Origin of the sequence: Rhodococcus sp. TAF43 (genome assembly GCF_052113525.1) — a bacterium.
GTDB lineage: Bacteria > Actinomycetota > Actinomycetes > Mycobacteriales > Mycobacteriaceae > Prescottella.
The window spans coordinates 79,470-104,446 of record NZ_JBFRDL010000020.1 but is presented as its reverse complement, the minus strand read 5'-3'; the positions used below and the strand labels follow the sequence as shown (position 1 = coordinate 104,446).

Below are 24,977 nucleotides of genomic sequence, written 5' to 3'. Positions count from 1 at the left end.
ACCTCAACAGAGACCTCGACAGAGACCTCAGGGAACTTACGGCCACCGTGTCTCGAAGCGCAGTGTAGAGCCGTGTCGGCACACTACGGAGAAGGAGAGCTACCCACCCGTGGCTGCCCAGAAGTCAGACAAGAGCAACACCTACGGCGCTTCCTCCATCACCGTCCTCGAAGGACTGGAAGCCGTCCGCAAGCGTCCCGGCATGTACATCGGTTCCACCGGTGAACGCGGCCTGCACCACCTGATCTGGGAGGTCGTCGACAACTCGGTCGACGAGGCGATGGCCGGCTACGCGAGCAAGGTCGAGGTGACCCTGCTCGAGGACGGCGGCATCCAGGTCGTCGACGACGGCCGCGGTATCCCCGTCGCGATGCACGCCTCCGGTGCTCCCACCGTCGAGGTCGTCATGACCCAGCTGCACGCGGGCGGCAAGTTCGACTCCGACGCCTACGCGGTGTCCGGTGGCCTGCACGGCGTCGGCATCTCGGTCGTGAACGCGCTCTCGACCAAGGTCGAGGTCGACATCAACGTCGACGGTTACCACTGGTCGCAGACGTACGACCACGCCAAGCCCGGTCCGCTGGTGCAGGGCGAGCCGACGAACGAGACCGGCACCACCGTCCGGTTCTGGGCGGATCCCGAGATCTTCGAGACCACCACCTACAACTTCGAGACGGTCGCGCGCCGCCTGCAGGAGATGGCCTTCCTCAACAAGGGCCTCACCATCACCCTCACCGACGAGCGCGTCGCCGAGGAGGAGATCACCGACGACGTCGTCAGCGTCACCGCCGAGGCCCCCAAGACCGCCTCCGAGACCGAGGAGGCGGCGGCCGCGCCGACGCCCAAGGTCAAGTCCCGCGTCTACCACTACCCGGGCGGCCTCGAGGACTACGTGCGGTTCATCAACCGCACCAAGCAGCCGATCCACAACTCGGTCGTCGGATTCACGGCGAAGGGCACCGGACACGAGCTCGAGATCGCGATGCAGTGGAACTCCGGCTACTCGGAGTCGGTGCACACGTTCGCGAACACCATCAACACCCACGAGGGCGGCACCCACGAGGAGGGCTTCCGTGCGGCGCTCACCTCGGTCGTGAAGAAGTACGCGAAGGACAAGAAGCTCGTCAAGGACAAGGATCCGGAGCTCACCGGTGACGACATCCGCGAGGGTCTCGCCGCGATCATCTCGGTGAAGGTCGCCGAGCCGCAGTTCGAGGGCCAGACCAAGACCAAGCTCGGCAACACCGAGGTCAAGTCGTTCGTGCAGAAGGCCTGCAACGAGAACATCGCGCACTGGTTCGAGTCCAATCCCGCGGACGCCAAGACCATCGTCACCAAGGCGGTGTCGTCGGCGCAGGCCCGGACCGCGGCCCGCAAGGCGCGTGAGCTGGTCCGCCGCAAGAGCGCCACCGACATCGGCGGCCTGCCCGGCAAGCTCGCCGACTGCCGCTCCAACGATCCGAGCAAGTGCGAGATCTACATCGTGGAGGGCGACTCCGCAGGCGGCTCGGCCAAGTCCGGCCGTGACTCGATGTACCAGGCGATCCTGCCGCTGCGCGGCAAGATCATCAACGTCGAGAAGGCCCGCATCGACCGCGTCCTCAAGAACGCCGAGGTCCAGTCGATCATCACCGCGTTCGGCACCGGCATCCACGACGAGTTCGACATCGCCAAGCTGCGGTATCACAAGATCGTGCTGATGGCCGACGCCGACGTCGACGGCCAGCACATCGCGACGCTGCTGCTGACGCTGCTGTTCCGGTTCATGCGTCCGCTCGTCGAGCAGGGCCACGTGTACCTGGCGCAGCCGCCGCTGTACAAGCTCAAGTGGCAGAAGGGTTCCGCGCCGGAGTTCGCGTACTCCGACCGCGAGCGCGACGGCCTGCTCGAGGCCGGTCTGGCGTCGGGCAAGAAGATCAACAAGGACGACGGCATCCAGCGCTACAAGGGCCTGGGCGAGATGAACGCCAAGGAGCTGTGGGAGACCACGATGGATCCGAGCGTCCGGGTGCTGCGTCAGGTCACCCTCGACGACGCTGCGGCCGCCGACGAGCTGTTCAGCGTGCTGATGGGCGAGGACGTGGAGGCGCGTCGTAGCTTCATCACCCGCAACGCCAAGGATGTCCGTTTCCTCGACGTCTGAGTGACCACCCTACCGAGCCGGGCGTTTTGTGATGTCTATCACTTTAGCGCCCGGCTCGGCGCTATCCGGTGAAGGTAGTAGGGCACGCCGGTATCACTGTGCCTGTTCGGTCGGGGTCGACCGAACAGCGCGGGGGTCGGTCGTCCACATGAATCACGACACGATATCGACTCGGGAACGATAAGGCTCTGCCTGGCGTCCCGGAGCATTTAGACTCCGGAACCGCCCAGGGCTGTCCTCGACTCCCTCCGGCGAAACTTGTTCTGTGGTCCGGGGGAGGGCACGAGCGCGGCATCTTGTGCTGGACCTGGGTGGAAAGTGAGCTTGGACGATGAAGACCCAATCGCCGCCTGTCAGCAGGCTGGGGAGGCTGTGGAACCTCGAGGGCTGGGGTCTGCGCTGGAAGGTCACCGCGGTGGTGGCACTCCCGATCACCGTGGCAATGGTGCTGGGCGGTCTGCAGGTGAAGGACGAGTTCAGTCGTGCAGTGAGATACAGCAACACTGCGGACCGGGTCGCGGGTGTTCCCGACATCGTCACGCTCAGCAACGAATTCGGCCTGCTCTCCGCCGGCTACGCGGCCGGTACGTTCAAGAAATCGGACCTCGGGGACTTCAACGAATCGGTCGTCGCGGCTCACGCCGCCGCTGACAATCCCGCGATGCCCGCCGACCTGGCCGATCTGGTGCGGTCCTCACTGGTCGTGGTCGAGAGCCTCGTGGCCGACATCGAGTCCGGCACCGTGGCCCGCCCGAACCTGCCGGCCGAGACCGCGAAGGTCCGCGAAGACCTGATGCGCGTCGTCGACGAGATCGTCGGACCCATCGACGACCCCACCGTCATCGTTGCCTTCCGTCACCTGCACGACCTGGCTGGTGCGCAGCAGGCCCTCACGGACCAGGTCGCCGGCATGATGACCCACCTCATGGACACCTCCAAGCCGCCGAGTGCGATGGTCGCCGCGGGCGGTGCGGAGCTCGCGCTGATCGACGCCATGATGCGCGCGTACCCGGACTCGGTGCCGGTGCTCGAGAAGGCGCGGGATTCAGGGAGGGCTCGTCTCGACCTGATCATCAACTCTCCGGCCAGCCAGATCCAGTTCCAGATGCGTGATCTGTTGTACGCGAGCGTCGACAACTACACCGGCCTCGTCGCGAAGACATCCAACACCATCGCTGACACGGTGGCCGCACGCGCCGACGAGACTTCCGCCGCAGCGTTGCGCGCCGCGGTCGTGGTGCTTCTGACGCTCCTCGCGACGATCGTGCTGGGTGTGCTGGTCGCCCGGTCGCTGATCCGCCCGATCCGCCGACTCCGGCGCGGAACGCTCGAGGTGGCCAACGTGGACCTGCCCGAGGCGATCGAACGGATCAAGGTCGGCGACGGCTCCGCGGTCACCGACTTCGAACCGATCCCGGTGCACACCACCGAGGAGATCGGCCAGCTCGCGCGCGCCGTCGACGACATGCACGGTCAGGCACTCCGGCTCGCCGGCGAGCAGGCGCACCTCCGGCTGCAGATCGGCGACATGTTCGAGACCCTGGCCCGGCGCAGCAAGTCGCTGGTCGACCAGCAGTTGGGCCTGATCGAGAACCTCGAATTCGAGGAGAAGGACCCCAAGCGGCTCGAGAGTCTGTTCCGGCTCGACCATCTCGCGGCCCGCATGCGCCGCAACGGCGACAACCTGCTGATCCTGTCCGGTAACCGGGTCCGACGCGCCCAGTCCGCCCCCGTGCAGATCGGCGACACGGTGCGCGCCGCGATGTCCGAGGTCGAGAACTATCAGCGGGTGCAGCTCGGGTCCACTCCGAACGGCGCATTGAGCGGTGCGGTCGCGGCCGACGTCGCGCATCTGCTCGCCGAACTGCTCGACAATGCGCTGCGCGCCTCCCCGCCGGACAGCAAGGTGTGGATCACGTTCGCGCGTGCCGTCGACGGCGGGGTGCTCCTCGAGATCGAGGACAGTGGAATCGGTATTCCCGCAGAACAGCTGGACGAGATCAACGAGCGTCTCGCATCGGGTGGCGCGGTCGGTCCGGAGACGGCCCGGCACATGGGCCTGTTCGTGGTCAGCCGCCTCGCGGCCCGCCACCGGCTCACGGTCCGCCTGCGGCGGACATACGAGTCCGCGTCCGATCAGGGCGTCACCGTGAGCGTGCACATTCCCGACACCCTGCTGGTCTCGCAGCTCGAGATGCCACAGACCGGTCCGGTCCCGCGCGTGGGCACCGCCGGGCTGCCGCAGGTGACCATCGTCCACTCCGGCGAGATGCCGCAACTGGTCGCCGAACCCGCCCGGCAGGAGCCGGTGCCCGCGGCGAACCCGGCGAGCGCCCTGCCGCGGCGCACTCCCGGTGCGACGGAGCTGCCGCGGCGCACTCCCGGCGCGACGGAACTGCCGCGGCGCACTCCCGGCGCCGCCGTTCCCGCGCCACTGTCGGTGGATCCCGCTCCCGTGCACCACGCGCCCGAGGAACAGTATTCGCCTCCGCCGACGCCTCCGCCCGCACAGGCGCCCGCGCCGCTGCCGCCCGTGTCCGAGCCCGCCGCACCGGCTTTCGGCAGTACCGACTCCACCGAGTCCCCGGGCGCCCAGTCGGTCGACATCACGCCGCCCGCAAGGCGTCACCGTTACCTGAGCAACGCTGCCAAGACCGCGTCGTTCTTCCAGCCGCGTCCGAATGTGGCTCCGTCCCAGGACGTTACGACCACCGGAACGCCGATCTTCTCCGGCATGGTCACGGACTGGCTCACGGATCCGACCGAGTCGGAGAATCTCGGCAAGTTCGAATGGACGTCGGCCGCCGACCAGGGTTGGACCGCCGCACACCGGGCCAGTGAGGCCCCGGTCGAGGCCAGGACCGAATCGGGTCTGCCGCAGCGTAAGCCGGGACATCGGCTGGTGCCGGGCGGGGTCGACGCCGGCGACCGGGCCGCGAACCGGTCGCGGCTGCGTGACCCGGAAGCCGTCCGTGAGAACCTGAGCCGCCACCAAAAGGGAACTCGCGAGGGCCGCGCAGTGAGCTCGGCCGACCGCGCCAGTATCGGAGGAGACAGATGAGTATCGATCAGGGAATGGTGTCGAACGGGGATCAGGGCTCCGGCGGCGCCCGCCCGCTCGACTGGTTGGTCTCGAATTTCGCCAGGGAGATCCCGGGCGTCTCGCACGCCGTGCTGGTGTCCGCGGACGGCCTGCTCATGGCGGGCAGTGAGCATCTGCCGCTCGATCGTGCGGAGCAGCTCGCGGCGGTCACCTCCGGGCTCGCCAGCCTGTCCGCGGGGGTGTCGAACCTCTTCGACGGTGGCGGAGTCCTGCAGTCGGTCGTCGAGATGCAGCGCGGCTACCTGTTGCTGATGAGCGTCGGCGACGGATCGCACCTGGCCGCGCTGACCTCCTCGTCGTGCGACATCGGGCAGGTCGGCTACGAGATGGCACTGCTGGTCGAGCGGGTCGGCAGCTCCGTGCAGGCCACGCCGCGATCGATGTTCGGATCCTGACAGGACCGTGGCCATGAACGACGAGTACGACGAGGTGAGCGAGCGCGGGCCGAGCCTGGTGCGCCCGTACTCGCTCACTTCCGGCCGGACGAAACCGGCGGTGGAACTGGCGCTGGAGGCTCTGATCCAGGCGCTTCCGCCCCGGGATTATCAGACCCCGGACCTGGGAGACATCGAGGCGACGATCATTGCGCTGTGCGCGCAGTCGCCGTCGGTGGCCGAGATCGCCGCCCGAGTGGGTGTGCCGATCGGTGTGGCACGGGTGCTCGTCGCCGATCTCGTCGAGTCCGGTCACCTGCGGATCCTGGCAACTCTCCAAGACGACGCGAGCGACACCGAACGTCGCGAACTTATCGAAAGGGTCCTCGGTGGACTACGGAACATCTAGCTCTGAGCGCAACCGGGTGACCTCGACCAAGATCGTCATTGCGGGCGGCTTCGGTGTCGGCAAGACCACTCTCGTCGGCGCGGTGTCGGAGATCGTCCCGCTGCGGACGGAGGCACTGGTCACCAACGCCTCCGACGGTGTGGACAATCTCACGGCCACCCCACAGAAGTCGACCACCACCGTGGCGATGGACTTCGGGCGCATCAGCCTCGCACCGGACCTGGTCCTGTATCTGTTCGGAACGCCGGGACAGCAGCGGTTCTGGTTCATGTGGGACGACCTGATCCGCGGTGCGATCGGTGCGATCGTGTTGATCGACACCCGCAGACTGGACGAGTCGTTCGCCGCGGTCGACTATTTCGAGGCCCGCAACCTGCCGTTCGTGGTCGCGGTCAACGAGTTCGACGACGCGCCGCGGTACCCACTCGAGGAGATTCGTCAGGCACTCGCGGTGTCGGCGCAGGTGCCGATCCTGTCCATCGACGCCCGCAACCGGGAGTCGGCGAAGGCCGCATTGGTCGCGATCACCGAGTACGCGCTCACCCGGCTCGGTCAGACGGTCGGGTAGAACCCCGCCGGCACCAGCTTCGCCGGCGCATCCGACTCGACGCGTAAGGCCGGGCAATCAGCGAGTGCTGCCAGGTCTGGCTGACCTGCACCTATAGACTTGACGGGTTGCGCGTGCCTGGCATCGGAGCCATCGAGCTTCAACGCTTCGCACGCCCAGGGTCCACAGGCTCTACCAGGACCGTTTTGCTGAGAAGAAGAGGAGCCGATGACTGACACCACGTTGCCGCCGGAGGAATCGGGGCACGACCGCATCGAGCCGGTGGACATCCAGCAGGAGATGCAGTCCAGCTACATCGACTACGCGATGAGCGTGATCGTGGGCCGCGCGCTGCCCGACGTGCGCGACGGCCTCAAGCCCGTGCACCGCCGCGTCCTGTACGCGATGTACGACAACGGCTACCGCCCGGACCGCGGCTACGTGAAGTCCGCGCGCCCGGTCGCCGACACGATGGGTAACTACCATCCGCACGGCGACAGCTCCATCTACGACACCCTCGTGCGCATGGCGCAGCCGTGGTCGCTGCGCTACCCGCTGGTCGACGGCCAGGGCAACTTCGGTTCCCGCGGCAACGACGGCGCGGCCGCGATGCGTTACACCGAGTGCCGCCTCACGCCGCTCGCCATGGAGATGGTGCGCGAGATCGACCACGACACAGTCGATTTCGTCCCGAATTACGACGGCAAGACGCAGGAGCCGACGGTTCTCCCGAGCCGTATCCCGAACCTGCTGATCAACGGTTCCGGCGGTATCGCGGTCGGTATGGCCACCAACATCCCGCCGCACAACCTGCGCGAGGTCGCCGAGGCCATCTACTGGGCGCTCGACAACCACGAGGCCGACGAGGAAGCCACCCTCGAAGCGGTCATGGAGCGGGTCAAGGGCCCCGACTTCCCGACGGCCGGCCTGATCGTCGGCGGCCAGGGCATCCAGGACGCCTACCGCACCGGTCGCGGCTCGATCCGMATGCGCGGTGTCGTCGAGATCGAGGAGTCGGACCGCGGCGCCACCCAGATCGTCATCACCGAGCTGCCCTACCAGGTCAACCCGGACAACCTGATCACCTCGGTCGCCGAGCAGGTGCGCGACGGCAAGATCGCCGGCATCTCCAAGATCGAGGACCAGTCCTCGGACCGTGTCGGCATGCGCATCGTCGTCGTCATCAAGCGTGACGCCGTCGCCAAGGTGGTGCTGAACAACCTCTACAAGCACTCGCAGCTGCAGACCAGTTTCGGCTGCAACATGCTGTCCATCGTCGACGGGGTGCCGCGCACCCTGCGCCTGGACCAGATGATCCGGCTGTACACCACGCACCAGCTCGAGGTCATCGTCCGGCGCACGCGCTACCTGCTGCGCAAGGCCGAGGAGCGGGCCCACATCCTGCGCGGTCTGGTCAAGGCACTGGACGCGCTCGACGAGGTCATCGCGCTCATCCGCGCGTCGCAGACCGTCGACATCGCCCGCGCCGGCCTGATCAACCTGCTCGACGTCGACGACATCCAGGCCGACGCGATCCTCGCGATGCAGCTGCGTCGCCTGGCCGCTCTCGAGCGTCAGAAGATCATCGACGAGTTGGCCGAGATCGAGCTCGAAATCGCCGACTACAAGGACATTCTCGCGAAGCCGGAGCGGCAGCGCGCGATCGTGCGGGACGAGCTTGCGGAGATCGTGGACAAGTACGGCGACGACCGTCGCACCCGCATCATCGCGGCCGACGGCGACGTCACCGACGAGGACCTCATCGCGCGCGAGGACGTCGTCGTCACGATCACCGAGACCGGCTACGCCAAGCGCACCCGGACCGACCTGTACCGCTCGCAGAAGCGCGGCGGCAAGGGCGTGCAGGGTGCCGGGCTCAAGCAGGACGACCTGGTCAAGCACTTCTTCGTCAGCTCGACGCACGACTGGATCCTGTTCTTCACCACCAAGGGGCGCGTGTACCGCGCCAAGGCGTACGAGCTGCCCGAAGCCAGCCGCACCGCCCGCGGCCAGCACGTCGCGAACCTGCTGGCGTTCCAGCCGGACGAGCGGATCGCGCAGATCATCCAGATCAAGACCTACGAGGACGCGCCGTACCTGGTGCTCGCGACCCGCAACGGCCTGGTCAAGAAGTCCAAGCTCACCGACTTCGACTCCAACCGCAGCGGCGGCATCGTCGCCGTCAACCTGCGCGGCGAGGACGAACTGGTGGGCGCGGTGCTGTGCTCGTCCGACGAGGACCTGCTGCTGGTCTCGGCCAAGGGACAGTCGATCCGGTTCGCCGCGACCGACGAGGCGCTGCGCCCGATGGGCCGCGCGACGTCCGGTGTGCAGGGCATGCGGTTCAACCAGGACGACGAACTGCTCTCGCTCAACGTGGTCCGTGAGGGCACGTACCTGCTGGTCGCCACCTCCGGTGGCTACGCCAAGCGCACGCCCATCGAGGACTACGTCGCTCAGGGTCGTGGCGGAAAGGGCGTTCTCACCATCCAGTACGACCCGAAACGTGGCACCCTTGTCGGTGCGGTCATCGTCGACGACGACGACGAGCTGTACGCGATCACCTCGGGCGGCGGTGTCATCCGCACCGCAGCCAAGCAGGTGCGTAAGGCCGGCCGTCAGACGAAGGGCGTGCGGTTGATGAACCTCGGGGAGGGTGACACCCTGCTCGCGATCGCGCGTAACGCCGACGAGCCCGAGGAAGCTGCTGCGGGTTCGTCCGATGGAGCGAAGGAGTCGTAGTTGAGCACTCCCCAACAGCCCGGYGACGGCAAGAAGGACGGTAAGCCGGACGAAACGCCCGGTAAGCCGGCCTCCGGCTCGGCCGACGCGAATCCTGCTGCGGGGTCGGCCGAGTCGGCCGCTCCCGCGCAGGGCAGCGCTCCCGCGCAGGGTCCGGGTCCGCAGAAGCCTCCGGTCCAGAAGCCGGCGGAGCAGAAGGCACCTGAGCAGAAGCCCGCGGAGCAGAAGGCGCCCGAGCAGAAGCGGCCGGGACAGACGCCGCCGTGGCAGCGGGGACAGCAGCAACAGCAGCGTGTGCCGCAGACCAACCTGAGCCGCCCGGGTGGACCCGTCCCGGGTCAGGGTGCGCCGGGTCAGGGTGCGCCGGGTCAGGCCGGGGGGCCCAAGCCTCCCGTCGGCCCGGCCAAGCCGAGCACCAACGGCAAGGCGGCCCCGTCTGCCCCGGCCAAGTCCACCCGGCCTGTCGTGACGGGCACGGCCGCTCCCAAGCCGCCGGCTCAGCCCCAGGCTCAGCCGCCGGCCGGGCCCAGCAGGCCCGCCCGGCCCGTCGTGACCGGTACGGCGGCCCCGAAGCCACCCACGTCCTCTCCTGCGGCCCCTGGCGGGCCGCAAGGGGGTGCGGGCGGCCCGGAGGCGGGACAGACCGCGAAGGCGGCGGCGAAGGCCGCGGCCAAGTCGAAGGCGGCGGTCATCGACGGGCCCACCCGCAGCATCGCCCGCACCGATCTGGCAAAGGACATGCCGGACCTGTCGGCGGTGAAGCATCCGGTGCCCGCCGGTGCCCCGGCTGCAGCCGGCTCGGCCCGCAAGGCGGCCGCTGCCGCGCTCACCGTGTCGACCCCGGCCGAGGGTGAGGGACTACGGGCGACGGTCCAGGTGCGCCGCGTCGACCCGTGGTCGATGCTCAAGGTGTCGCTGGTGATCTCGGTGGCGCTGTTCTTCGTGTGGATGGTCGCCGTGGGCCTGCTGTACGTCGTTCTCGACGGCATGGGCGTGTGGGACAGGCTCAACAGTGCCTTCACCGAGATCGTGACCGACACCGGCAGCGGTGGACTGGTGACGTCCGGTCAGGTGTTCGGTTACTCGGCCCTGATCGGGCTGATCAATGTGGTGCTTATCACAGCGATCGCGACGATCGGTTCGTTCATCTACAACCTGTGTTCCGACCTGGTCGGCGGCGTGCAGGTCACTTTGGCAGACCCCGACTGACCAGGCAAAAGAGTGCCCCGCCGGAGCCGTTTTGGTATCCGACGCTTCGGTGGGGTAATCTTCTGCCCGGTTCAAGGGCCTATAGCTCAGGCGGTTAGAGCGCTTCGCTGATAACGAAGAGGTCGGAGGTTCAAGTCCTCCTAGGCCCACTCCACGTGCCAACGAAGGGGTTACCAACGTGAAGGTCATCCTGATTACGGGAGCCGGATTGCTGGTGGCTCTCGGGCTCGCCAAGTTGCTGTCCAAGCGACGCGGTGAAGATGTCTGGCACGAGGTCACAAGTCGCTGAATTCGGTTTCCGGAACCAGTGCAGACGGGGCCTTAGCTCAGTTGGTAGAGCGCTGCCTTTGCAAGGCAGATGTCAGGAGTTCGAATCTCCTAGGCTCCACAGGTTAGTACGCAGATCAGAGCCACTTTCTCGGGAATGAGAAGGTGGCTCTTTCTCGTTGCTGGGCACATTTTGGGCACACTCGGCGCTCGAGTCTGATGATTCCGAGCCAGGTCTAGCGAGGTTGTGCAGCCGCTTCGCGATCATCCCGAGGTCGTCAAACAGGTGCCCGTAGCGGTCCAACGTCAGCGCAGCCGACGAGTGCCCGAGCATCCGCTGCAACGTCTTGATGTTCGCGCCGGCCGTGATCACCAGCGACGCCGCCGTATGCCGCAGCTCGTGCGGTGTCAGGCCCTCCGGGACCGCCGTCGCCTTCACCGCCTTGTCCCACCACCTCCGGCGCACGTTCCCGGCCCGCAGATAGCCGCCACGGCTGTCGGGGAACACCAGGGCATCGGGGGAGCAGCTTTCTACGCGCTCGCGCAGCAGATCGACGACGAACCCCGGCACTGGCACATCCCGCGCCTGGTTCGACTTCGTGCTGATCGGCTGCCTTCGCCGACAGATCGACCTGGTGAACCCAAGCCTGTGTGGGGCCCTTCATTGTTCCAACTGTTCGATCTTCCACAGGTGGATCAGCCGCCGGACTCCAGGGTGACGGCATTGCCTGAAGATGTCGAGGGGCGGTAGCCCGTGACTGTCCGACGGAGTCGCGCCCTCTCTCCGCTGGGCCTTCCCCGCAGAAGAGGTCCGACCTGATCGGCTTTCAAACACGGGCAGGTCCGGCCCAGTTCTGCGCCGATCGCCGCAAAGGGTACGCACTGGTGCGTACCCCTGAAACTTCTTGCGAGTGACACGATGTCCCTTGCGAGCTCACTCGACGGGAGCGTTGCCCGCCCGCTGGCCCGCTGCATCCGGATCTGTGCCTACATCTGGGCGACGGCGTCGCGGACGTTGGGCAGGCCGAGCAGTGCACGCATCACCTCGTACGGGACCGGGCCATCCATGTGCTCGACGAGCGCCCTCAGCACGAGCCGGCCGGGGACGACCACCCCGAGATCGGAGACTTCGGCTGGCGCGTCCTTGGCGTAGTCGTCCCATTCCTCGCCGTGCCAGGTGCCGACGCGAATCGGGTTGTGGATTGTGTCGACGGCGTAGACCGTGAACGGCCCCGGCAGTAGCGGAAGCAGATGCTCGGTGACGAGCTGTCGCAGTATCGGGTGAGTGTCGATGTCCCAGCGTTGTCTCGGCTCGATGAGTCCGGCGTCTTCGGCGTCCTGGATCCACTCCCCGACGACGTCGCCATCAGTGAATCCCCATTTGCTGAACAGGCCATTGGCGGGCAGGTACAGGTCATTCACCGGTGCTTCTTCCTCATCTGTCGTTTGCGGCGGAGGTTGGCGCGGCGTCGTCGGAGGGACCGCGCGCTGCGGGGCAGGGCGTCCCCGAACAGCAGTCGCAGCGCGCCCCGGATCACATCGGGGAAGGTGACCGAGACCGAGTACTCGCGGGCCGACGGTGGTGGTTCGTACAGGCAGGCTCTCCGACACGCCGGACCATCACGGGCCCGTTCTTCGCGGACCATTCCTCGTTCTCGCGCTGCATCCGCTTCGCCCGATGCTCGGCAGGCTTCTCCCACCACGTCGCCGCACACGAGTTCGTCATGGCTCGAGTATCCCAAGATGCGTACTTGGGCGCTGGCGTCGTTGCTGTCACCCGATAGCTGGTCGTCGCGCGACTATGCCATCACCCGGCTCGTCGTCGGAGGTGAGGAGCAGACTCCAATTCGTCTGCCGGGCCAGTGCATCGAAGACCCTCTTGGCGCGTTCCCGGCGCGGGGCCAGTTCTCCGAGGTAGCGGATCGCGACCAGTGTCTCGTCCGAATCTGAATCACCGTAGATATCGACCCGCGTGCGATCGTCTGGGTTCATCACGGATGCCGGCCATCCTTGACGACAGCTCCCAGGACCTCGGCTACAAGGGCCGCTACAACCACAGATGCAGGTCCAGTCACTTCGACGTAGTCGAGATTTGCCACCCTCGGAACCTCACGCATCTATGGATCATCCATCCCCGCCCGGCCGAGAGACGATTGTGAATCTCGGCCAGACGGAGAAGCGACGCGCGGGACTTGCACCCGGACCTTCCCGCTGTACGGGGGTGAGCTACTTCCTCCAGGGGCCGCAACTGGAGTGGCGCTTTCCTTCGGGAGAGCGCCTTTTGTGTTTCCGGGGTCCCGTGCCACGGCGGACGTCGCACACGCCCTGCTGCGCGACATGGTGCGCTGCGCGGTAGACGGCGCGCGGGCGGCGATTCTGCGCGCAGCAGGGCGGCTGGGGGCCTTCTGGGGCCCGGGCGGGTCGATCAGCCCGTGATCATGTCTTCCTGGCCCCAGACGGCGCGCATGCTGACGATCTTGCCGGCGTCGTCGAACTCCATGATGTCGATGGGTGCGATCTCGGCGGTCTGATCGCCGATCTTCGTGATCAGACGGAAGTGGAAGGCCGCGGTGTTGGCCGCGATGCGCAGCGTCACCAGCTCGGCCTCCTGGTCCAGCGGCTCGATGATCGCGTAGAACTCACGGATCGACTCGCGCGTGGTGCGGGGCTCGGTGCCCACGGGATCCTCGACGCTGGCGCCCTCGGCGTACAGCGCCAGGATGTCGTCGGCGGTGCCGCTCGCGACAGCCTTGATGTAGCTCTCGACGGTGCTCCGGATGCTCTCGGGTGACGCGGCCATGCTGCTCCTCCATAGTTGGAACCTGTTTCAGTTTGCGAGGGTATCGCAGCGCTGCGGTCGGATGGCTCCAGCCGCGAATGACGAAACGGGTGAAGGCGATCGGAGCGGTCCTCCCGCGCGTAGCACGCATACCGTTCGTTCAGTGCGGGAATGGTTCGAACTGGGACTGGCATCACAGAAGGCTGGATATGCTGTGGCGAGGCCCAGTTCGACTCGCCCACCTCGGGAGCTGCCATGAAGCTCGGGAAGATGGTCGCCACAGCCGCTTTCGTTGCGATGACCGTTGCCGTCGGTGCCGGCACCGCCTCGGCCGATCCGGCCGCGATCGTGAATACCGCGTCGGCCCAGGGGAACGACCAGGGCGTCGGGTTCACCACCGCGGTCGACCCGTCCGGTGCGACGGTCACGACGGTGCTCGATGCGGGCACGTTCCGCATCGAGGCGGACGGTGCGCAGGTGAGCGTCGTGCGCGACGACGGCACCGTCGTCGGCGCCGTTCCGCTGGCGTACCGCCTCGGCGGGCAAATGTTCCCGATCGCGGGCAGTGTGGGGACGGACGGGCGCACGCTGACGCTGACGCCGGATCGAAATCCTTTGCAGACCAATCCGGTCCGCATCGACGACCCGGTTGCGCAGCAGAAGCTGATCGAAGAGGCCCAGAAGAACCAGGCGGGCGCAATCATCGGCAACATCGTCGGTTCCGCGGTAGGACTGCTGGTCGGATGCATCGTCGGCGTGATCGGCGGGTGCATCCCCGGTCTGATCGTCGGAGGATTCGTCGGAGCGGCGATCGGAATGGACATCCAGGGCGGGCCTCCGATGCGGCAGGCCTTCATCGACTTCATAACCCCCTGACGTTCAACGTCATCCGACCCCGACGCCGCGTCGCGTCGGGGTCGGATAGTTGTACCGTGGTCTATTCCGGGTGAAACCACTACACGAACGTCCATTTGGCGCTCAAATGGACGCGTGCGTGTGAACGAGGTGGTGAGCGGACCCGTCCGTTCGTTGTGGGCGAGGGCCGGTGCCGCGGTGTACGACCCGATGTTGGTGAAGGCGGAGCGACGCGGAATGGCGGAGCGCCGGCGCCGACTGCTGGCGTCGGCCGAGGGCGCGGTTCTCGAGATCGGTGCCGGTACCGGGCTCAACGTGCCGTACTACCCGACGACCGTGTCGTCGCTGGTGTTGACGGAGCCCATCGCCCCGATGGCGGCGCGACTGCGCAATCGGGTGCGGACGTTGCGGCCCGACGCCGAGGTGGTCGAGGCGCCGGGGCACCGGTTGCCCGCCGCGACTGGCATCGTCGACACCGTCGTGAGCACGCTCGTGCTGTGCACCGTGCCGGACCCCGATGCGGTCCTAGGCGAGATCGCTCGGGTACTGCGTCCGAACGGTCGTTTCCTGTTCTGCGAGCACGTACGCTCGGAGGATCCGGCTCTGGCGCGGCGGCAGGATCGCCTCGCCGGGCCGTGGTCGGTGTTCGGGCAGGGGTGCCGGTGTGATCGCCGTACTCTGTCATCGATCTCGGGGGCGTTCGGGGACGTCGAGGTCGATCATGGAGCGTGGCAGGGGATGCCGGCGTTGGTTCGTCCACTGGTGATCGGACGGGCGATGCACGGCACGGTGTCCGGTCGCGGCACGTCGCCGCGACCGGTGATCTGACAAAGGTCGGTAGGCCATGGAAGCAGGGGGATGAAGTGAGTCGTACCGGAAAGGTACCGGTCTCGGCCGAGGGCGGGAAGGAACGGCCGGACAAGCGTGACGAGATCCTGACGGCGTCGTCGGAACTGTTCGCGGCCAAGGGATATACGGGTACGTCGATGCGGGACATCGCGGGCGCCACCGGGATGCTGGCCGGCAGCCTGTATTACCACTTCGATTCGAAGGAAGCGTTGGCCGCGACGATGGTCCGGGGCCTGCGCGACGACATCGTCGTCGCGGTGCAGCGTCCCGCGGTGGCGTCGGACTCCCCGATCGAGGCGATCCGGCGATTCGCGCTGGACATCGCCGACGCGTCCGCCCGCCATCCCGGCGCACTGCAGGTGTGCCTGGGTGTACCCGGGACGCGGGACGAGGAGCTTCAGGGCCTCCTCGCGGCCGAGCCGCGGTGGTCGGAGAAGAAGTGGCAGACGCTGATTCGCAATGCCGAGCAGGCGGGCGTACTGCGCTCCGAGGTCGATTCCCGGATCCTGCGCGAGGTACTACGGGTCGCGCTCACGCACAGCGCGACGCTCGCGCCCACCGGATTCTCGGCGCGCAAGGTCGCGGGTTGCACGATCGACATGTTGTTCGGCGGACTCGCAACCAAGCCTGCCGACGACGATCTGTCCGACTCGGCGTCCGCCCGGGTGGCGCGCAAGGTGATCGCGTCGTGGGACCGCGAGGACTCGATGATCTTGTCCGACAAGCAGGATCGCATCCTCGATGCTGCCCGGTTCGTGTTCGCCGAACGCGGGTTCGATGCGACGACGACCCGGGACATCGCCACCGCGGTGGGGCTGACCCAGGGCAGCCTGTACCACCACTTCGAGTCGCGGGAAGCAATCCTCGTCGCGATCCTGCAGCACTTCTCGTCCCGCATGCGCGCCGCGCACGAGGAGATCGGGGCGGTGGGCGGGACACCGCTCGAGACCATTGACGCGCTGATCCGGATGCGCAGTGCTGCCGGTAAGCGGTTCGACGCCGAGATCGCGATTCTCAAGTCGTGGGTGATGCTCACCGGCAAGGAGCACTTCGACTTTCTGAAGAAGGACGGCCGCAAGTTGCTGCGAGTGTGGGATCGCGCCTTCGCGGCGGGCGTGCGTGACGGCAGCGTCACGATGCCGGGATCGACTCGGTTGGTGTTCCAGTGCATGGGCGAGATCCTGTGGTCCACACACGGACTGCCGCGTGTCTCCACCGAGCGCATGACCCGGTACAACCTCGAGACGGTCCTGTGGGGGGCCTCACCCAAGTAGCACGACGTCGGCGCGACGACGGGAGGAAGTCGTGATCGGGAGGTGGTGTGCCGCAGCGGCGGCGGTGATCGGTGTAATGGTGGCCGGTGCACCGGCCGCGGCGGCGCCACCGGACTTCTACCTCCCGCCGCCGGGGTTACCCGCGGGCCCGGCCGGGGACGTGATCCGGGCCGAGCCGATGCCGCTGGTGTGGCAGGTGGGGGTACCCAACATGGTCACCGGCGCCTACTTCGATCCGGCACTGCCGTGGACCGGACCCGGTCCGCGTCCGCTGGTGAGTATGGCGGCCGGCACCCAGGGCCAGGGCGATCAGTGTGCGCCGTCCCGGACGCTCGGCGACGTGATCCGGTACGTCTCGCCGAGCGAGACGGTGACGTCGTACGAGATGGTGTTCGTCAACGCCTTGCTGTCGCAGGGGATCGCGGTGGTGATCACCGACTACGAGGGGCTCGGAACCCCGGGGACACACTCGTACGTCAACCGGGCGTCGGAGGCACACGCCGTGCTCGACGCGGCCCGCGCCGCGATGCGCCTGCCCGGCACCGCGCTCAGGCCGCACGCTCCCGTCGGGTTCTGGGGCTACTCGCRTCAGACCTATCCGGAGGCCCGGGAGCTGATCGATTCCGAACTCAACGACCGCGGCCGGCAGATGCTCGCCGACGTGCAGAACCAGTGCGTCAACGAGACGAAGGCGACGTACGGGTTCCAGCGCACGGAGGCGTTCACCCGCACCGGTGAGCCGCTGAATCCGTTACCGCCGATCAACCCGGGCACGGGACTCAACCACGCGCTCCCGTACGTGTTCGGGGTGCCGGAGTCGGTCACCTGGATGACCGACCGCTTCGCGGGTCGGCCGGCGCCGACCACCTGCCGGGTTTCGTGAGCGGCTAGCGCGGGTCGGTCACCGACGGCGGCTCGGCCGCCACCGGCGGCATCTCGGGCCGTCGGGTGAGCGCGACGACGGCCGCCCCCACCGCGGCCACGACCGCACCGAGGCCGATCAGCACCCGTCGGCGGCCGGCCGAGGACGTCGGGGTGGAATCACTCTTGGTCGCACGCGTCATGCCTCCACTCTTACACAGCTCGCACACGTCGCCCGGAGCGCAATGGCACGATAGGGGGGTGACTTCACAGACTGCTACCGCAACGCTGCACACCAACCGCGGCGACATCAAGATCGCCCTGTTCGGTAACCACGCGCCGAAGACCGTCGAGAACTTCGTCAGCCTGGCCGACGGTTCCAAGGAGTACTCCACGCAGAACGCCAAGGGCGAGGCCTCCGGCCCGTTCTACGACGGCGCCGTCTTCCACCGCGTCATCGACGGCTTCATGATCCAGGGCGGCGACCCGACCGGCACCGGTCGCGGCGGCCCGGGCTACAAGTTCGGCGACGAGTTCCACCCGGAGCTGCAGTTCGACCGCGGCTACCTGCTGGCCATGGCCAACGCCGGCCCGGGCACCAACGGCTCGCAGTTCTTCATCACCGTCGGCCCCACCCCGCACCTGAACCGCCGCCACACCATCTTCGGTGAGGTGCTGGACGAGGAGTCGAAGAAGGTCGTCGACGCCATCGCCACCACCGCGACGGACCGCGGCGACCGCCCGGTCGACGACGTCGTGATCAACAACATCACCATCGCGTAAGGATCCACGAATGACGAACCCCGGCTGGGGTGGCACGGCGAGCGAGGGCACCCCGCCACCTCAGCCGAGGTGCGTGCACCACCCCGATCGTCCCACCGCCCTCTCCTGCACCCGCTGCGGTCGTCCGGCGTGCCCGGACTGCCTGCGTGCCGCCTCCGTCGGCCACCAGTGCGTCGACTGTGTCGCCGCTGGTCAGCGTGATGTGCCGCAGGCACGTACCGTCGCCGGTGCACCGGTACGCACGCAACTGCCGACGCCGCTGCTGACGTACGTCCTGATCGCGGTCAACGTGCTGATCTTCGCGGTCACCGCCGTGCAGTCCCGCAGCGTGATGGACAACCACATCGCGTCGCCGCTGTTCCTCGACTGGGTGCTGTGGGGTCCGGCCGTCGCCGCCGGCGAGTTCAGCCGCATCGTCACCAGCGGATTCCTGCACATCGGCCTGATGCATCTGGCCGTCAACATGTTCGCGCTGTACGTGATCGGCCGGGACACCGAGATGGTGCTCGGGCGGGCGCGCTACCTCGCGGTCTATGTGATCGCGCTGCTCGGCGGATCGGCGTCCGTACTGATGCTCGACCCGCTGATCCCCACCGCGGGCGCGTCGGGCGCGATCTTCGGTCTGCTCGGTGCGCAGGCGGTGATCCTGCTCCGGCTCAAGCGCAGTCCGATGCCGGTGCTGGCGGTCATCGCGATCAACGTGATCATCAGCGTCACGATCCCCGGGATCTCCCTGTGGGGGCACATGGGCGGCCTGGTCGCCGGTGCCGCCGCGACCGCTGCCCTCCTGTACGTCCCGGGTGCTGTCGGCGCCAGGGACCGCAAGACCGCCGGCACCGCCGGTTGGTTCGCCCTCGGTGGCGTCGGACTGCTGACGCTGGTCGTCACCGCTGCCGCCGTCGCCGCCATCTGACCGTAGCGCCGGTCAGTCGCTGCCCGCGGCCCGATCCTCCGGCGGCACCAGTCGGTGCACGGACAGGGCGTCGAACACCACCACCGGGTCGACGCCCAGGTCCCAGCGTCCGAAGATCAGCAGACGTTCGGCGCCGTCGGGATCGACGGCGTCGATCTCGAGCATCGGCACCCGCCGGCCGAGCCGCGGGTAGCGGACGATGCGGATCCGGGCGATGTCGTCGGGCCGGTACGTGCGCCGGCCCGTCAACCGCGTCACCGCGACGGCGGAGCCGCCCGCGCCACCGGCGGCGCGCACGATCGCGAGTTTGGGGCGCTGTCTTGCGCCGAGACCGGCGAGCACGAACATCCCGACCGCGGCCAGCACGGCCAGGAACTGTCCCGGCGCGTCGAGTCCCAGCAGCAGCGCCGCGAGGAGCATGGCGATGCCGCCGGCGGCGAGAGCCACCACCGCGCCGAGTGGGGTAGACCACTCGAGCGGCGGTTCATGATCGACTTCATCCTCAGGCATGTGGACAAGTACCCCCGTTATCCACAGGGGTTATCCACACTGGGGATGAATAACACGCGTGTAATTGACTGCCTGGGGATAACTCGGCCGCTGAAACAGACCGGCAGGTCAACGCCATCTCATCGTCATGATCAGGCCCACGACCATGAAGCCGAAGCCGATGAGGAAGTTGTAGGCCCCCAAGTTGTTCATCCATGTGAGGTTTTCGCCCGCGAGGTAGTACACAATCAGCCAGGCCAGTCCGACCAGCATGAATCCGAGCATCACCGACACGTACAGCGCGCTCGACGGCCCGGCCTTCACCTTCACCGGGGTGCGGTTCGCGGGATTGATCGTGTAGTCGGTCTTCTTCCGGACCTTCGACTTCGGCATGACTTCCTTATTCGTGTGGATGGGCCCAGCGGGCTCGGGGCGGATCGGTCGCGCGGCGAGCGCGGTGCCCGGATCGGTCCGGGCCGACAAGGTACATTCGGCAGTACCTGTTGTGTAATACACGCTAACTCAAACAAGCACAGCCAGGACCGGTCGCGCACCGAATCGTCCGTGGTGGGAGTGGTGGTCGAGGGTGCCGGACGTCGAGGAGGAGCCGCAGGGCAACCGCCCGCGGTTCGGCTTCTGGCCGATTGCCGTCCTCGTGGTCTGCCTGGTCGCGGGGCTACTGCTGGCGACCACGCGGCAAGTCTCGCACGGCAACGAAATCCGCGCCGCCGATTCGACCCGTTTGTCCGACCTCGTGCGCCGTGCCCAGACCGAGGCGGACGCCGCCGCCCGCACCCGTGACGAGCTGGCCGCGCAGGTACAGGACCTGCAGGAGAATGCGGCCGGCACCGACACCCGAGTCGCCGAGGCGCTGGACCAGAGCCGCGCGCTTGCCTCCGCGGCCGGGCTGACCGCCCTCACCGGGCCCGGTGTCGTCGTCACCCTCACCGACGCCCCCCGCGACGCCGACGGCAAGTACCCGGCCGGGGCGTCGCCCGACGACCTCGTGGTCCACCAACAGGATGTGCAGAGCGTGCTCAACGCGCTGTGGACAGGTGGCGCCGAGGCGATCGCGATGCAGGACCAGCGGATCGTGAACACATCGGCGCCGCGGTGCATCGGGAACACGCTGCTGCTGCACGGGCGCACGTACAGCCCGCCGTACGTGGTGACCGCGATCGGCGACCCGGCCCGGCTCGCCGCGACCCTCGCGAACGAGCCCGGCATCAAGACGTTCAAGCAGTACGCCGTCCGCTACGGCCTGGGATACACCCAGCAGGAATCCGGCCACCTGACGGTTCCCGCATACACCGGGCAGCTGCACACCGAGTACGCGCAGCCGGTCGCGTAGCAACCGCCCGATCCCGCGCATTACTCTTCTTCCCATGCGCATTCTGGTCGTCGACAACTACGACAGCTTCGTGTTCAACCTGGTCCAGTACCTGGGTCAGCTCGGGACGCAGGCCGAAGTGTGGCGCAACGACGACCCCCGGCTGACCGGGGACGACGCGATCGCGGCCGCCGCCGCCGACTTCGACGGCATCCTGCTCAGCCCCGGCCCCGGCACCCCGCAGCGGGCCGGCGCGACGATGCCGCTGGTAGGAGCCTGCGCCTCCGCGCAGACACCGCTGCTGGGCGTGTGCCTCGGGCACCAGGCGATCGGCGCGGCATTCGGCGCCACGGTCGACCGAGCGCCCGAACTGCTGCACGGCAAGACCAGCATCGTCCACCACAACGGCGGCGGTGTCCTCGCCGGCCTGCCCGACCCGTTCACCGCCACCCGCTACCACTCGCTGACCGTCGCCCCGGACACCATCCCCGCCGAACTGGAGGTCACCGCGCACACCGACAGCGGCATCGTGATGGCGATGCGGCACCGCGCGCTGCCCATCCACGGCGTCCAGTTCCATCCGGAGTCGGTGCTGACACAGGGCGGGCACCGGATGCTCGCGAACTGGCTCGGCGTGTGCGGTCAGGCACCGGCCGAGACGCTGGTCGCGACGCTCGAGGACGAGGTCGCCCGGTCGCTGGGGGACGCGCTCACACGCTGACCGCCCAGCGACCGTTCCGGTCGACTAGCGGGGAATCCCGAACTCGCCGACGCCCACCGACAGCGGTGCGTCCTTGGCGACGTCGCTGCCCGGGGGCTGCGACTGGGTGAGGATCTTGCCCACCAGATCGGTGTCGAGCGTCTGCTGCTTGGTCTGCGACAGCTGATTCGACGACCCGGTCCAGCCGGCCTTGCGCAGCGCTTYCAGCGCCTGCGAGATCGTCATCTCGGTCAGGCTCGGCATCGTGAACAGCTTGCCGTTGGAGACGCGGACGGTGATCGTGTCGCCCTTCGCGGCGCTCGATCCGCCGGACGGGGACGAGGAGATCACCTGGCCCTCGGGCTTGCCCGAGTCCACCTTCTCGACCTCGACCTTGAAGCCCGCGCCCTCGATGTTGGGCTGCGCCACGTCGATCGTCTGCCCCACGACGTTCGGCACCCGCACCTGCTCGGGGCCCGAGCCGAGAACGACCACGACGGTGGAGTCCAGGTTGGTCTTCGCTCCGGCCGACGGCTCCTGGCCGACGACCATGTCCAGCTGACTCGGGTCGGACGGCGCGCGCTCGACCGTGTCGTCGAGGCGCAGACCGGCCGCGTTGAGCGCCTGAATCGCCTCGTCCTGCGTCAGACCGGCCAGTTTGGGCACCTGTACCTGCTCGGGGCCCGACGACACCACCAGCGTGACGGTGCTGTTCTCGTCCACCGAACTGCCCGACGTGGGATTGGTTCCGATGACATTGCCGTTCGCGACCACCGCGTCGGGCCGGGACTGGATGGTGGTGTCGAGGTTGACGGTGCGCAGCTTGGCCTCGGCCTCCTGCGCGCTCAGCCCCGCGACGGTCGGCACCGTGACCTTCGTCGGCGTCGACAACAGCGAGAAGGTGAACACGCCGATGATGCCGACGACGACGAGTGCCGCGAGCGCGACCAGCACGTTGCGGGTGGTGTTGCGCTTCTTCACGGGGGGCGCCGACGCCGGGATCGCGGCCGGAGCGGCGGTGGCCGTGGCCGTCCGCGCCGGCTCGGCCTGGTATCCCGCTCCGGTGCCCGCGCCGCCGTCCACGGCGCCGAACATCGTGGTCCGGTCCTCGTCGGTCAGCACCATCGGGGCGCTCGGACGCTGACCGCCCAGCACCCGCACCAGGTCGCTGCGCAACTCCGCGGCGCTCTGGTACCGGTTGGCGGGATTCTTGGCCATCGCCTTGAGGATCACCGAGTCCATCGCGCGCGGCACCGCGGGATTGACCAGCGACGGCAGCTTGGGATCCTCCCGCACGTGCTGGTACGCGACGGCGACCGGCGAATCACCCTTGAACGGGGGCTCACCGGTGAGGACCTCGAACAGCACACAGCCCAGCGAGTAGACGTCCGAGCGGGCGTCCACCTGATCGCCGCGGGCCTGCTCGGGCGACAGGTACTGCGCGGTACCGATCACGGCCGCGGTCTGCGTCATCGGGCTCGAGCTGTCCGCGATGGCGCGCGCGATGCCGAAGTCCATCACCTTCACCGCGCCCGCGCGGTTGATCATGATGTTGGCGGGCTTGATGTCGCGGTGCACGATGCCGTTGCGGTGACTGAAGTCCAGGGCCGCGCACACGTCGGCGATGATCTCCATCGCCCGGCGCGGCTGCAGCGGACCCTCGGTGCGGATGAGGTCGCGCAGGGTGTCGCCGTCGACGTACTCCATGACGATGTACGGCAGCGGCCCGGCGTCCGTCTCGGCCTCGCCGGTGTCGTACACCGCGACGATCGCCGGATGGTTCAGCGCGGCCGCGTTCTGCGCTTCGCGGCGGAACCGCAGGTAGAACGTGGGGTCGCGGGCGAGGTCGGCGCGCAGCACCTTGATCGCGACATCCCGGCTCAGACGCAGGTCCCGTCCGAGATGCACCTCGGACATCCCGCCGAACCCGAGAATCTCGCCCAGCTCGTACCGGGAGGAGAGATTGCGCGGTGTCGTCATGGCTGTCCTTGTGTGGCCGTGGTGGTGGTGGCCGTCGTGGTGGTGGTTGTGGTCGGTGCCGTCGTGGTGGTCGTCGTCTGCGGCGGTGTGGTGGTCGTCGTAGTCGGCGGCGGTGTCGTCGTCGTGGTTGTGGTCGGCGGCGGCGTTGTCGTGGTGGTCGTCGTGACCGGCGGCGGTGTGGTGGTCGTCGTCCTCGTGGTGGTCGGCGGCGTGGTCCGCGTCGTCGTCGCCGGCGCCTTCGACGTCGATGTCGATGTCACCACCGGCGGGGTCGACGGTTCCTTCGACCCGCCGTCGAAGAACAGCATGCCGAGCGCCGCGAGGGAGGCCAGCGTGAGCAGCGCGCCACCGGCCCACGCGATCGCCTTCTGACCGCTGGTCCAACCGCCGTCCCCGTCCTCCGGGTCCGGGATCTGGCCGGTGTCACCGGTGTAGTTGCGCTGCTGCGTCGGCATCATCGCGGTGGGAGCGGCGACCGGGACCGGGGCCACCACGCTGGTCGCGCCGGTCGGTACCCGACCGGGCGGCGGCGGGCGGCGACCGGCGCGGACGGCGGCCACGGCGTCGGCGAACTCGCCGCCGTTCGAGTACCGGCCCGCCGGATCCTTTGTCAGCGTGATGTCGATCAGCTCGCGGATCGGGGCCGGCAGTTCGGCCGGCATCGGCTCCGGCGGTTCCTGCACATGCTTCATCGCCACCGTCAGGGTGCCGCCGCCACCGAAGGGGCGTCGGCCCGACAGCGCCTCGTAGCCGACCACACCGAGCGAGTACACATCGCTGGCGGCGGTCGCCTCCTGGCCCAGGGCCTGCTCGGGCGCGATGTACTGCGCGGTGCCCATCACCATGCCGGTGCGGGTGACCGGCGAGGCGTCGACGGCCTTCGCGATGCCGAAGTCGGTGATCTTCACCTGGCCGGTGGGGGTGATCAGGATGTTGCCGGGCTTGACGTCGCGGTGCACGACGCCCGCCGAATGCGCGACCTGCAGCGCGCGTCCGGTCTGCTCGAGCATGTCCAGGGCATGCGGAATCGACAGCCGACCGACGCGCGCGAGCACGGCGTTGAGCGGCTCACCCGCGACCAGTTCCATCACCAGGTACGCCAGGTTGGCGCCGGCCTCGTCACGGGTCTCGCCGTAGTCGTACACGCCGGCGATGCCCGGATGGTTGAGCTGCGCGGTGGTGCGGGCCTCGATGCGGAACCGCTCGAGGAACTCGGGGTCGGACGAGAACTCGGCCTTGAGTACCTTCACCGCGACCCGACGGTCGAGGCGGCTGTCGGTGGCCTCCCACACCTGACCCATGCCGCCGGTCGCTATCAGCCGTTGCAGGCGGTAGCGCCCGCCGATCACCGATCCGTTCGTCAACGACAT

The 24,977-nt window shown here is 68.0% G+C and carries 24 protein-coding genes and 2 tRNA genes; 17 read left to right on the top strand and 9 right to left on the bottom strand.

Annotation, left to right across the window (positions count from 1 at the left end; all coding sequences use genetic code 11):
- Nucleotides 1–109: 109 nt before the first annotated feature.
- From gyrB to AB4Z09_RS14630, 9 genes are all read left to right on the top strand, one after another.
- The gene (gene gyrB, locus AB4Z09_RS14670) at nucleotides 110–2,143 is read left to right on the top strand and encodes a DNA topoisomerase (ATP-hydrolyzing) subunit B (RefSeq protein WP_114720287.1); all 2,034 of its coding nucleotides are present in this window, start codon (nucleotides 110–112) and stop codon (nucleotides 2,141–2,143) included.
- A gap of 331 nt (nucleotides 2,144–2,474) precedes the next feature.
- The gene (locus AB4Z09_RS14665) at nucleotides 2,475–5,204 is read left to right on the top strand and encodes an ATP-binding protein (protein WP_442240067.1); all 2,730 of its coding nucleotides are present in this window, start codon (nucleotides 2,475–2,477) and stop codon (nucleotides 5,202–5,204) included.
- Nucleotides 5,205–5,218: 14 nt separating this feature from the next.
- Nucleotides 5,219–5,641 (top strand): roadblock/LC7 domain-containing protein, encoded by a 423-nt coding sequence (locus tag AB4Z09_RS14660; protein WP_174914266.1) that lies wholly within the window; start codon nucleotides 5,219–5,221, stop codon nucleotides 5,639–5,641.
- Nucleotides 5,642–5,654: 13 nt separating this feature from the next.
- Nucleotides 5,655–6,029, top strand: coding sequence for a DUF742 domain-containing protein (locus tag AB4Z09_RS14655; protein WP_114720293.1), 375 nt, complete (start codon nucleotides 5,655–5,657; stop codon nucleotides 6,027–6,029).
- 16 nt (nucleotides 6,030–6,045) lie between these two features.
- Nucleotides 6,046–6,597 (top strand): GTP-binding protein, encoded by a 552-nt coding sequence (locus AB4Z09_RS14650; protein ID WP_442240066.1) that lies wholly within the window; start codon nucleotides 6,046–6,048, stop codon nucleotides 6,595–6,597.
- A gap of 207 nt (nucleotides 6,598–6,804) precedes the next feature.
- The gene (gene gyrA, locus AB4Z09_RS14645) at nucleotides 6,805–9,318 is read left to right on the top strand and encodes a DNA gyrase subunit A (protein WP_429517473.1); all 2,514 of its coding nucleotides are present in this window, start codon (nucleotides 6,805–6,807) and stop codon (nucleotides 9,316–9,318) included.
- Complete coding sequence (locus AB4Z09_RS14640; protein ID WP_442240065.1) at nucleotides 9,319–10,527, top strand: DUF3566 domain-containing protein; 1,209 nt, start codon at nucleotides 9,319–9,321, stop codon at nucleotides 10,525–10,527.
- Nucleotides 10,528–10,602: 75 nt separating this feature from the next.
- Nucleotides 10,603–10,676: transfer RNA gene (locus AB4Z09_RS14635), tRNA-Ile, on the top strand.
- A 166-nt stretch (nucleotides 10,677–10,842) separates the two neighbouring features.
- A tRNA-Ala gene (locus tag AB4Z09_RS14630) sits at nucleotides 10,843–10,915 on the top strand.
- On the opposite strand, the gene AB4Z09_RS14625 is transcribed toward AB4Z09_RS14630, so the two are convergent.
- From AB4Z09_RS14625 to AB4Z09_RS14610, 4 genes are all read right to left on the bottom strand, one after another.
- Entirely contained in the window at nucleotides 10,889–11,401 is a 513-nt protein-coding gene (locus tag AB4Z09_RS14625; RefSeq protein ID WP_302675496.1) for a site-specific integrase, read from the bottom strand. The genes AB4Z09_RS14630 and AB4Z09_RS14625 overlap by 27 nt on opposite strands.
- 380 nt (nucleotides 11,402–11,781) lie before the next feature.
- Nucleotides 11,782–12,216: a hypothetical protein gene (locus AB4Z09_RS14620; RefSeq protein ID WP_174907177.1), complete on the bottom strand. Its 435-nt coding sequence runs from the start codon at nucleotides 12,214–12,216 to the stop codon at nucleotides 11,782–11,784.
- Nucleotides 12,217–12,567: 351 nt separating this feature from the next.
- Nucleotides 12,568–12,786, bottom strand: a complete 219-nt coding sequence (locus tag AB4Z09_RS14615; RefSeq protein ID WP_174907178.1) for a hypothetical protein — start codon at nucleotides 12,784–12,786, stop codon at nucleotides 12,568–12,570.
- Between the two features lie 433 nt (nucleotides 12,787–13,219).
- Nucleotides 13,220–13,594, bottom strand: coding sequence for a nuclear transport factor 2 family protein (locus AB4Z09_RS14610; RefSeq protein ID WP_174907180.1), 375 nt, complete (start codon nucleotides 13,592–13,594; stop codon nucleotides 13,220–13,222).
- 234 nt (nucleotides 13,595–13,828) lie between these two features.
- Here AB4Z09_RS14610 and AB4Z09_RS14605 point away from each other — a divergent pair, with 234 nt between their 5' ends.
- The 4 genes from AB4Z09_RS14605 (at nucleotide 13,829) to AB4Z09_RS14590 (ending at nucleotide 17,434) form a co-directional block, all read left to right on the top strand.
- Nucleotides 13,829–14,449, top strand: coding sequence for a hypothetical protein (locus tag AB4Z09_RS14605; RefSeq protein WP_174907182.1), 621 nt, complete (start codon nucleotides 13,829–13,831; stop codon nucleotides 14,447–14,449).
- A gap of 114 nt (nucleotides 14,450–14,563) precedes the next feature.
- The gene (locus tag AB4Z09_RS14600; protein WP_217487168.1) at nucleotides 14,564–15,256 is read left to right on the top strand and encodes a class I SAM-dependent methyltransferase; all 693 of its coding nucleotides are present in this window, start codon (nucleotides 14,564–14,566) and stop codon (nucleotides 15,254–15,256) included.
- Between the two features lie 35 nt (nucleotides 15,257–15,291).
- A complete protein-coding gene (locus AB4Z09_RS14595) occupies nucleotides 15,292–16,551 on the top strand; it encodes a TetR/AcrR family transcriptional regulator (protein WP_174907184.1) in 1,260 nt (419 codons plus the stop codon).
- Nucleotides 16,552–16,582: 31 nt separating this feature from the next.
- Entirely contained in the window at nucleotides 16,583–17,434 is an 852-nt protein-coding gene (locus AB4Z09_RS14590; RefSeq protein ID WP_442240064.1) for a lipase family protein, read from the top strand.
- Between the two features lie 4 nt (nucleotides 17,435–17,438).
- On the opposite strand, the gene AB4Z09_RS14585 is transcribed toward AB4Z09_RS14590, so the two are convergent.
- The gene (locus AB4Z09_RS14585; protein WP_174907187.1) at nucleotides 17,439–17,615 is read right to left on the bottom strand and encodes a hypothetical protein; all 177 of its coding nucleotides are present in this window, start codon (nucleotides 17,613–17,615) and stop codon (nucleotides 17,439–17,441) included.
- 58 nt (nucleotides 17,616–17,673) lie between these two features.
- Here AB4Z09_RS14585 and AB4Z09_RS14580 point away from each other — a divergent pair, with 58 nt between their 5' ends.
- On the top strand, nucleotides 17,674–18,195 hold the full coding sequence (locus AB4Z09_RS14580) for a peptidylprolyl isomerase (RefSeq protein ID WP_442240063.1): 522 nt from the start codon (nucleotides 17,674–17,676) through the stop codon (nucleotides 18,193–18,195).
- A 10-nt stretch (nucleotides 18,196–18,205) separates the two neighbouring features.
- Nucleotides 18,206–19,108, top strand: coding sequence for a rhomboid family intramembrane serine protease (locus AB4Z09_RS14575; RefSeq protein WP_114720311.1), 903 nt, complete (start codon nucleotides 18,206–18,208; stop codon nucleotides 19,106–19,108).
- A 12-nt stretch (nucleotides 19,109–19,120) separates the two neighbouring features.
- On the opposite strand, the gene AB4Z09_RS14570 is transcribed toward AB4Z09_RS14575, so the two are convergent.
- Together AB4Z09_RS14570 and crgA are read right to left on the bottom strand one after the other, a co-directional pair.
- A complete protein-coding gene (locus AB4Z09_RS14570; protein WP_174907189.1) occupies nucleotides 19,121–19,618 on the bottom strand; it encodes a PH domain-containing protein in 498 nt (165 codons plus the stop codon).
- 108 nt (nucleotides 19,619–19,726) lie between these two features.
- Entirely contained in the window at nucleotides 19,727–19,990 is a 264-nt protein-coding gene (gene crgA, locus AB4Z09_RS14565; protein ID WP_114720478.1) for a cell division protein CrgA, read from the bottom strand.
- Nucleotides 19,991–20,183: 193 nt separating this feature from the next.
- On the opposite strand from crgA, the gene AB4Z09_RS14560 reads away from it, so the two are divergent.
- Both AB4Z09_RS14560 and AB4Z09_RS14555 read left to right on the top strand, forming a co-directional pair.
- Nucleotides 20,184–20,948, top strand: a complete 765-nt coding sequence (locus AB4Z09_RS14560; RefSeq protein ID WP_114720315.1) for a DUF881 domain-containing protein — start codon at nucleotides 20,184–20,186, stop codon at nucleotides 20,946–20,948.
- Between the two features lie 34 nt (nucleotides 20,949–20,982).
- Nucleotides 20,983–21,648 (top strand): aminodeoxychorismate/anthranilate synthase component II, encoded by a 666-nt coding sequence (locus AB4Z09_RS14555; RefSeq protein WP_442240062.1) that lies wholly within the window; start codon nucleotides 20,983–20,985, stop codon nucleotides 21,646–21,648.
- 24 nt (nucleotides 21,649–21,672) lie between these two features.
- Here the strand turns inward: AB4Z09_RS14555 and pknB are convergent, their stop codons facing one another.
- A complete protein-coding gene (pknB, locus tag AB4Z09_RS14550) occupies nucleotides 21,673–23,607 on the bottom strand; it encodes a Stk1 family PASTA domain-containing Ser/Thr kinase (RefSeq protein ID WP_442240061.1) in 1,935 nt (644 codons plus the stop codon).
- A complete protein-coding gene (locus AB4Z09_RS14545; protein WP_174907195.1) occupies nucleotides 23,604–24,977 on the bottom strand; it encodes a serine/threonine-protein kinase in 1,374 nt (457 codons plus the stop codon). The genes pknB and AB4Z09_RS14545 overlap by 4 nt, the downstream gene beginning before the upstream one ends.

Excerpts from the sequence above, each read along its gene's own strand:
- AB4Z09_RS14665 (WP_442240067.1), top strand. The coding sequence starts at position 2,475 with ATGAAGACCCAATCGCCGCCTGTCAGCAGGCTGGGGAGGCTGTGGAAC.
- AB4Z09_RS14660 (WP_174914266.1), top strand. The coding sequence starts at position 5,219 with ATGGTGTCGAACGGGGATCAGGGCTCCGGCGGCGCCCGCCCGCTCGAC.
- AB4Z09_RS14655 (WP_114720293.1), top strand. The coding sequence starts at position 5,655 with ATGAACGACGAGTACGACGAGGTGAGCGAGCGCGGGCCGAGCCTGGTG.
- AB4Z09_RS14615 (WP_174907178.1), bottom strand. The coding sequence starts at position 12,786 with ATGAACCCAGACGATCGCACGCGGGTCGATATCTACGGTGATTCAGAT.
- AB4Z09_RS14610 (WP_174907180.1), bottom strand. The coding sequence starts at position 13,594 with ATGGCCGCGTCACCCGAGAGCATCCGGAGCACCGTCGAGAGCTACATC.
- AB4Z09_RS14605 (WP_174907182.1), top strand. The coding sequence starts at position 13,829 with ATGAAGCTCGGGAAGATGGTCGCCACAGCCGCTTTCGTTGCGATGACC.
- AB4Z09_RS14585 (WP_174907187.1), bottom strand. The coding sequence starts at position 17,615 with ATGACGCGTGCGACCAAGAGTGATTCCACCCCGACGTCCTCGGCCGGC.
- AB4Z09_RS14575 (WP_114720311.1), top strand. The coding sequence starts at position 18,206 with ATGACGAACCCCGGCTGGGGTGGCACGGCGAGCGAGGGCACCCCGCCA.
- AB4Z09_RS14570 (WP_174907189.1), bottom strand. The coding sequence starts at position 19,618 with ATGCCTGAGGATGAAGTCGATCATGAACCGCCGCTCGAGTGGTCTACC.
- crgA (WP_114720478.1), bottom strand. The coding sequence starts at position 19,990 with ATGCCGAAGTCGAAGGTCCGGAAGAAGACCGACTACACGATCAATCCC.
- AB4Z09_RS14555 (WP_442240062.1), top strand. The coding sequence starts at position 20,983 with ATGCGCATTCTGGTCGTCGACAACTACGACAGCTTCGTGTTCAACCTG.
- AB4Z09_RS14545 (WP_174907195.1), bottom strand. The coding sequence starts at position 24,977 with ATGTCGTTGACGAACGGATCGGTGATCGGCGGGCGCTACCGCCTGCAA.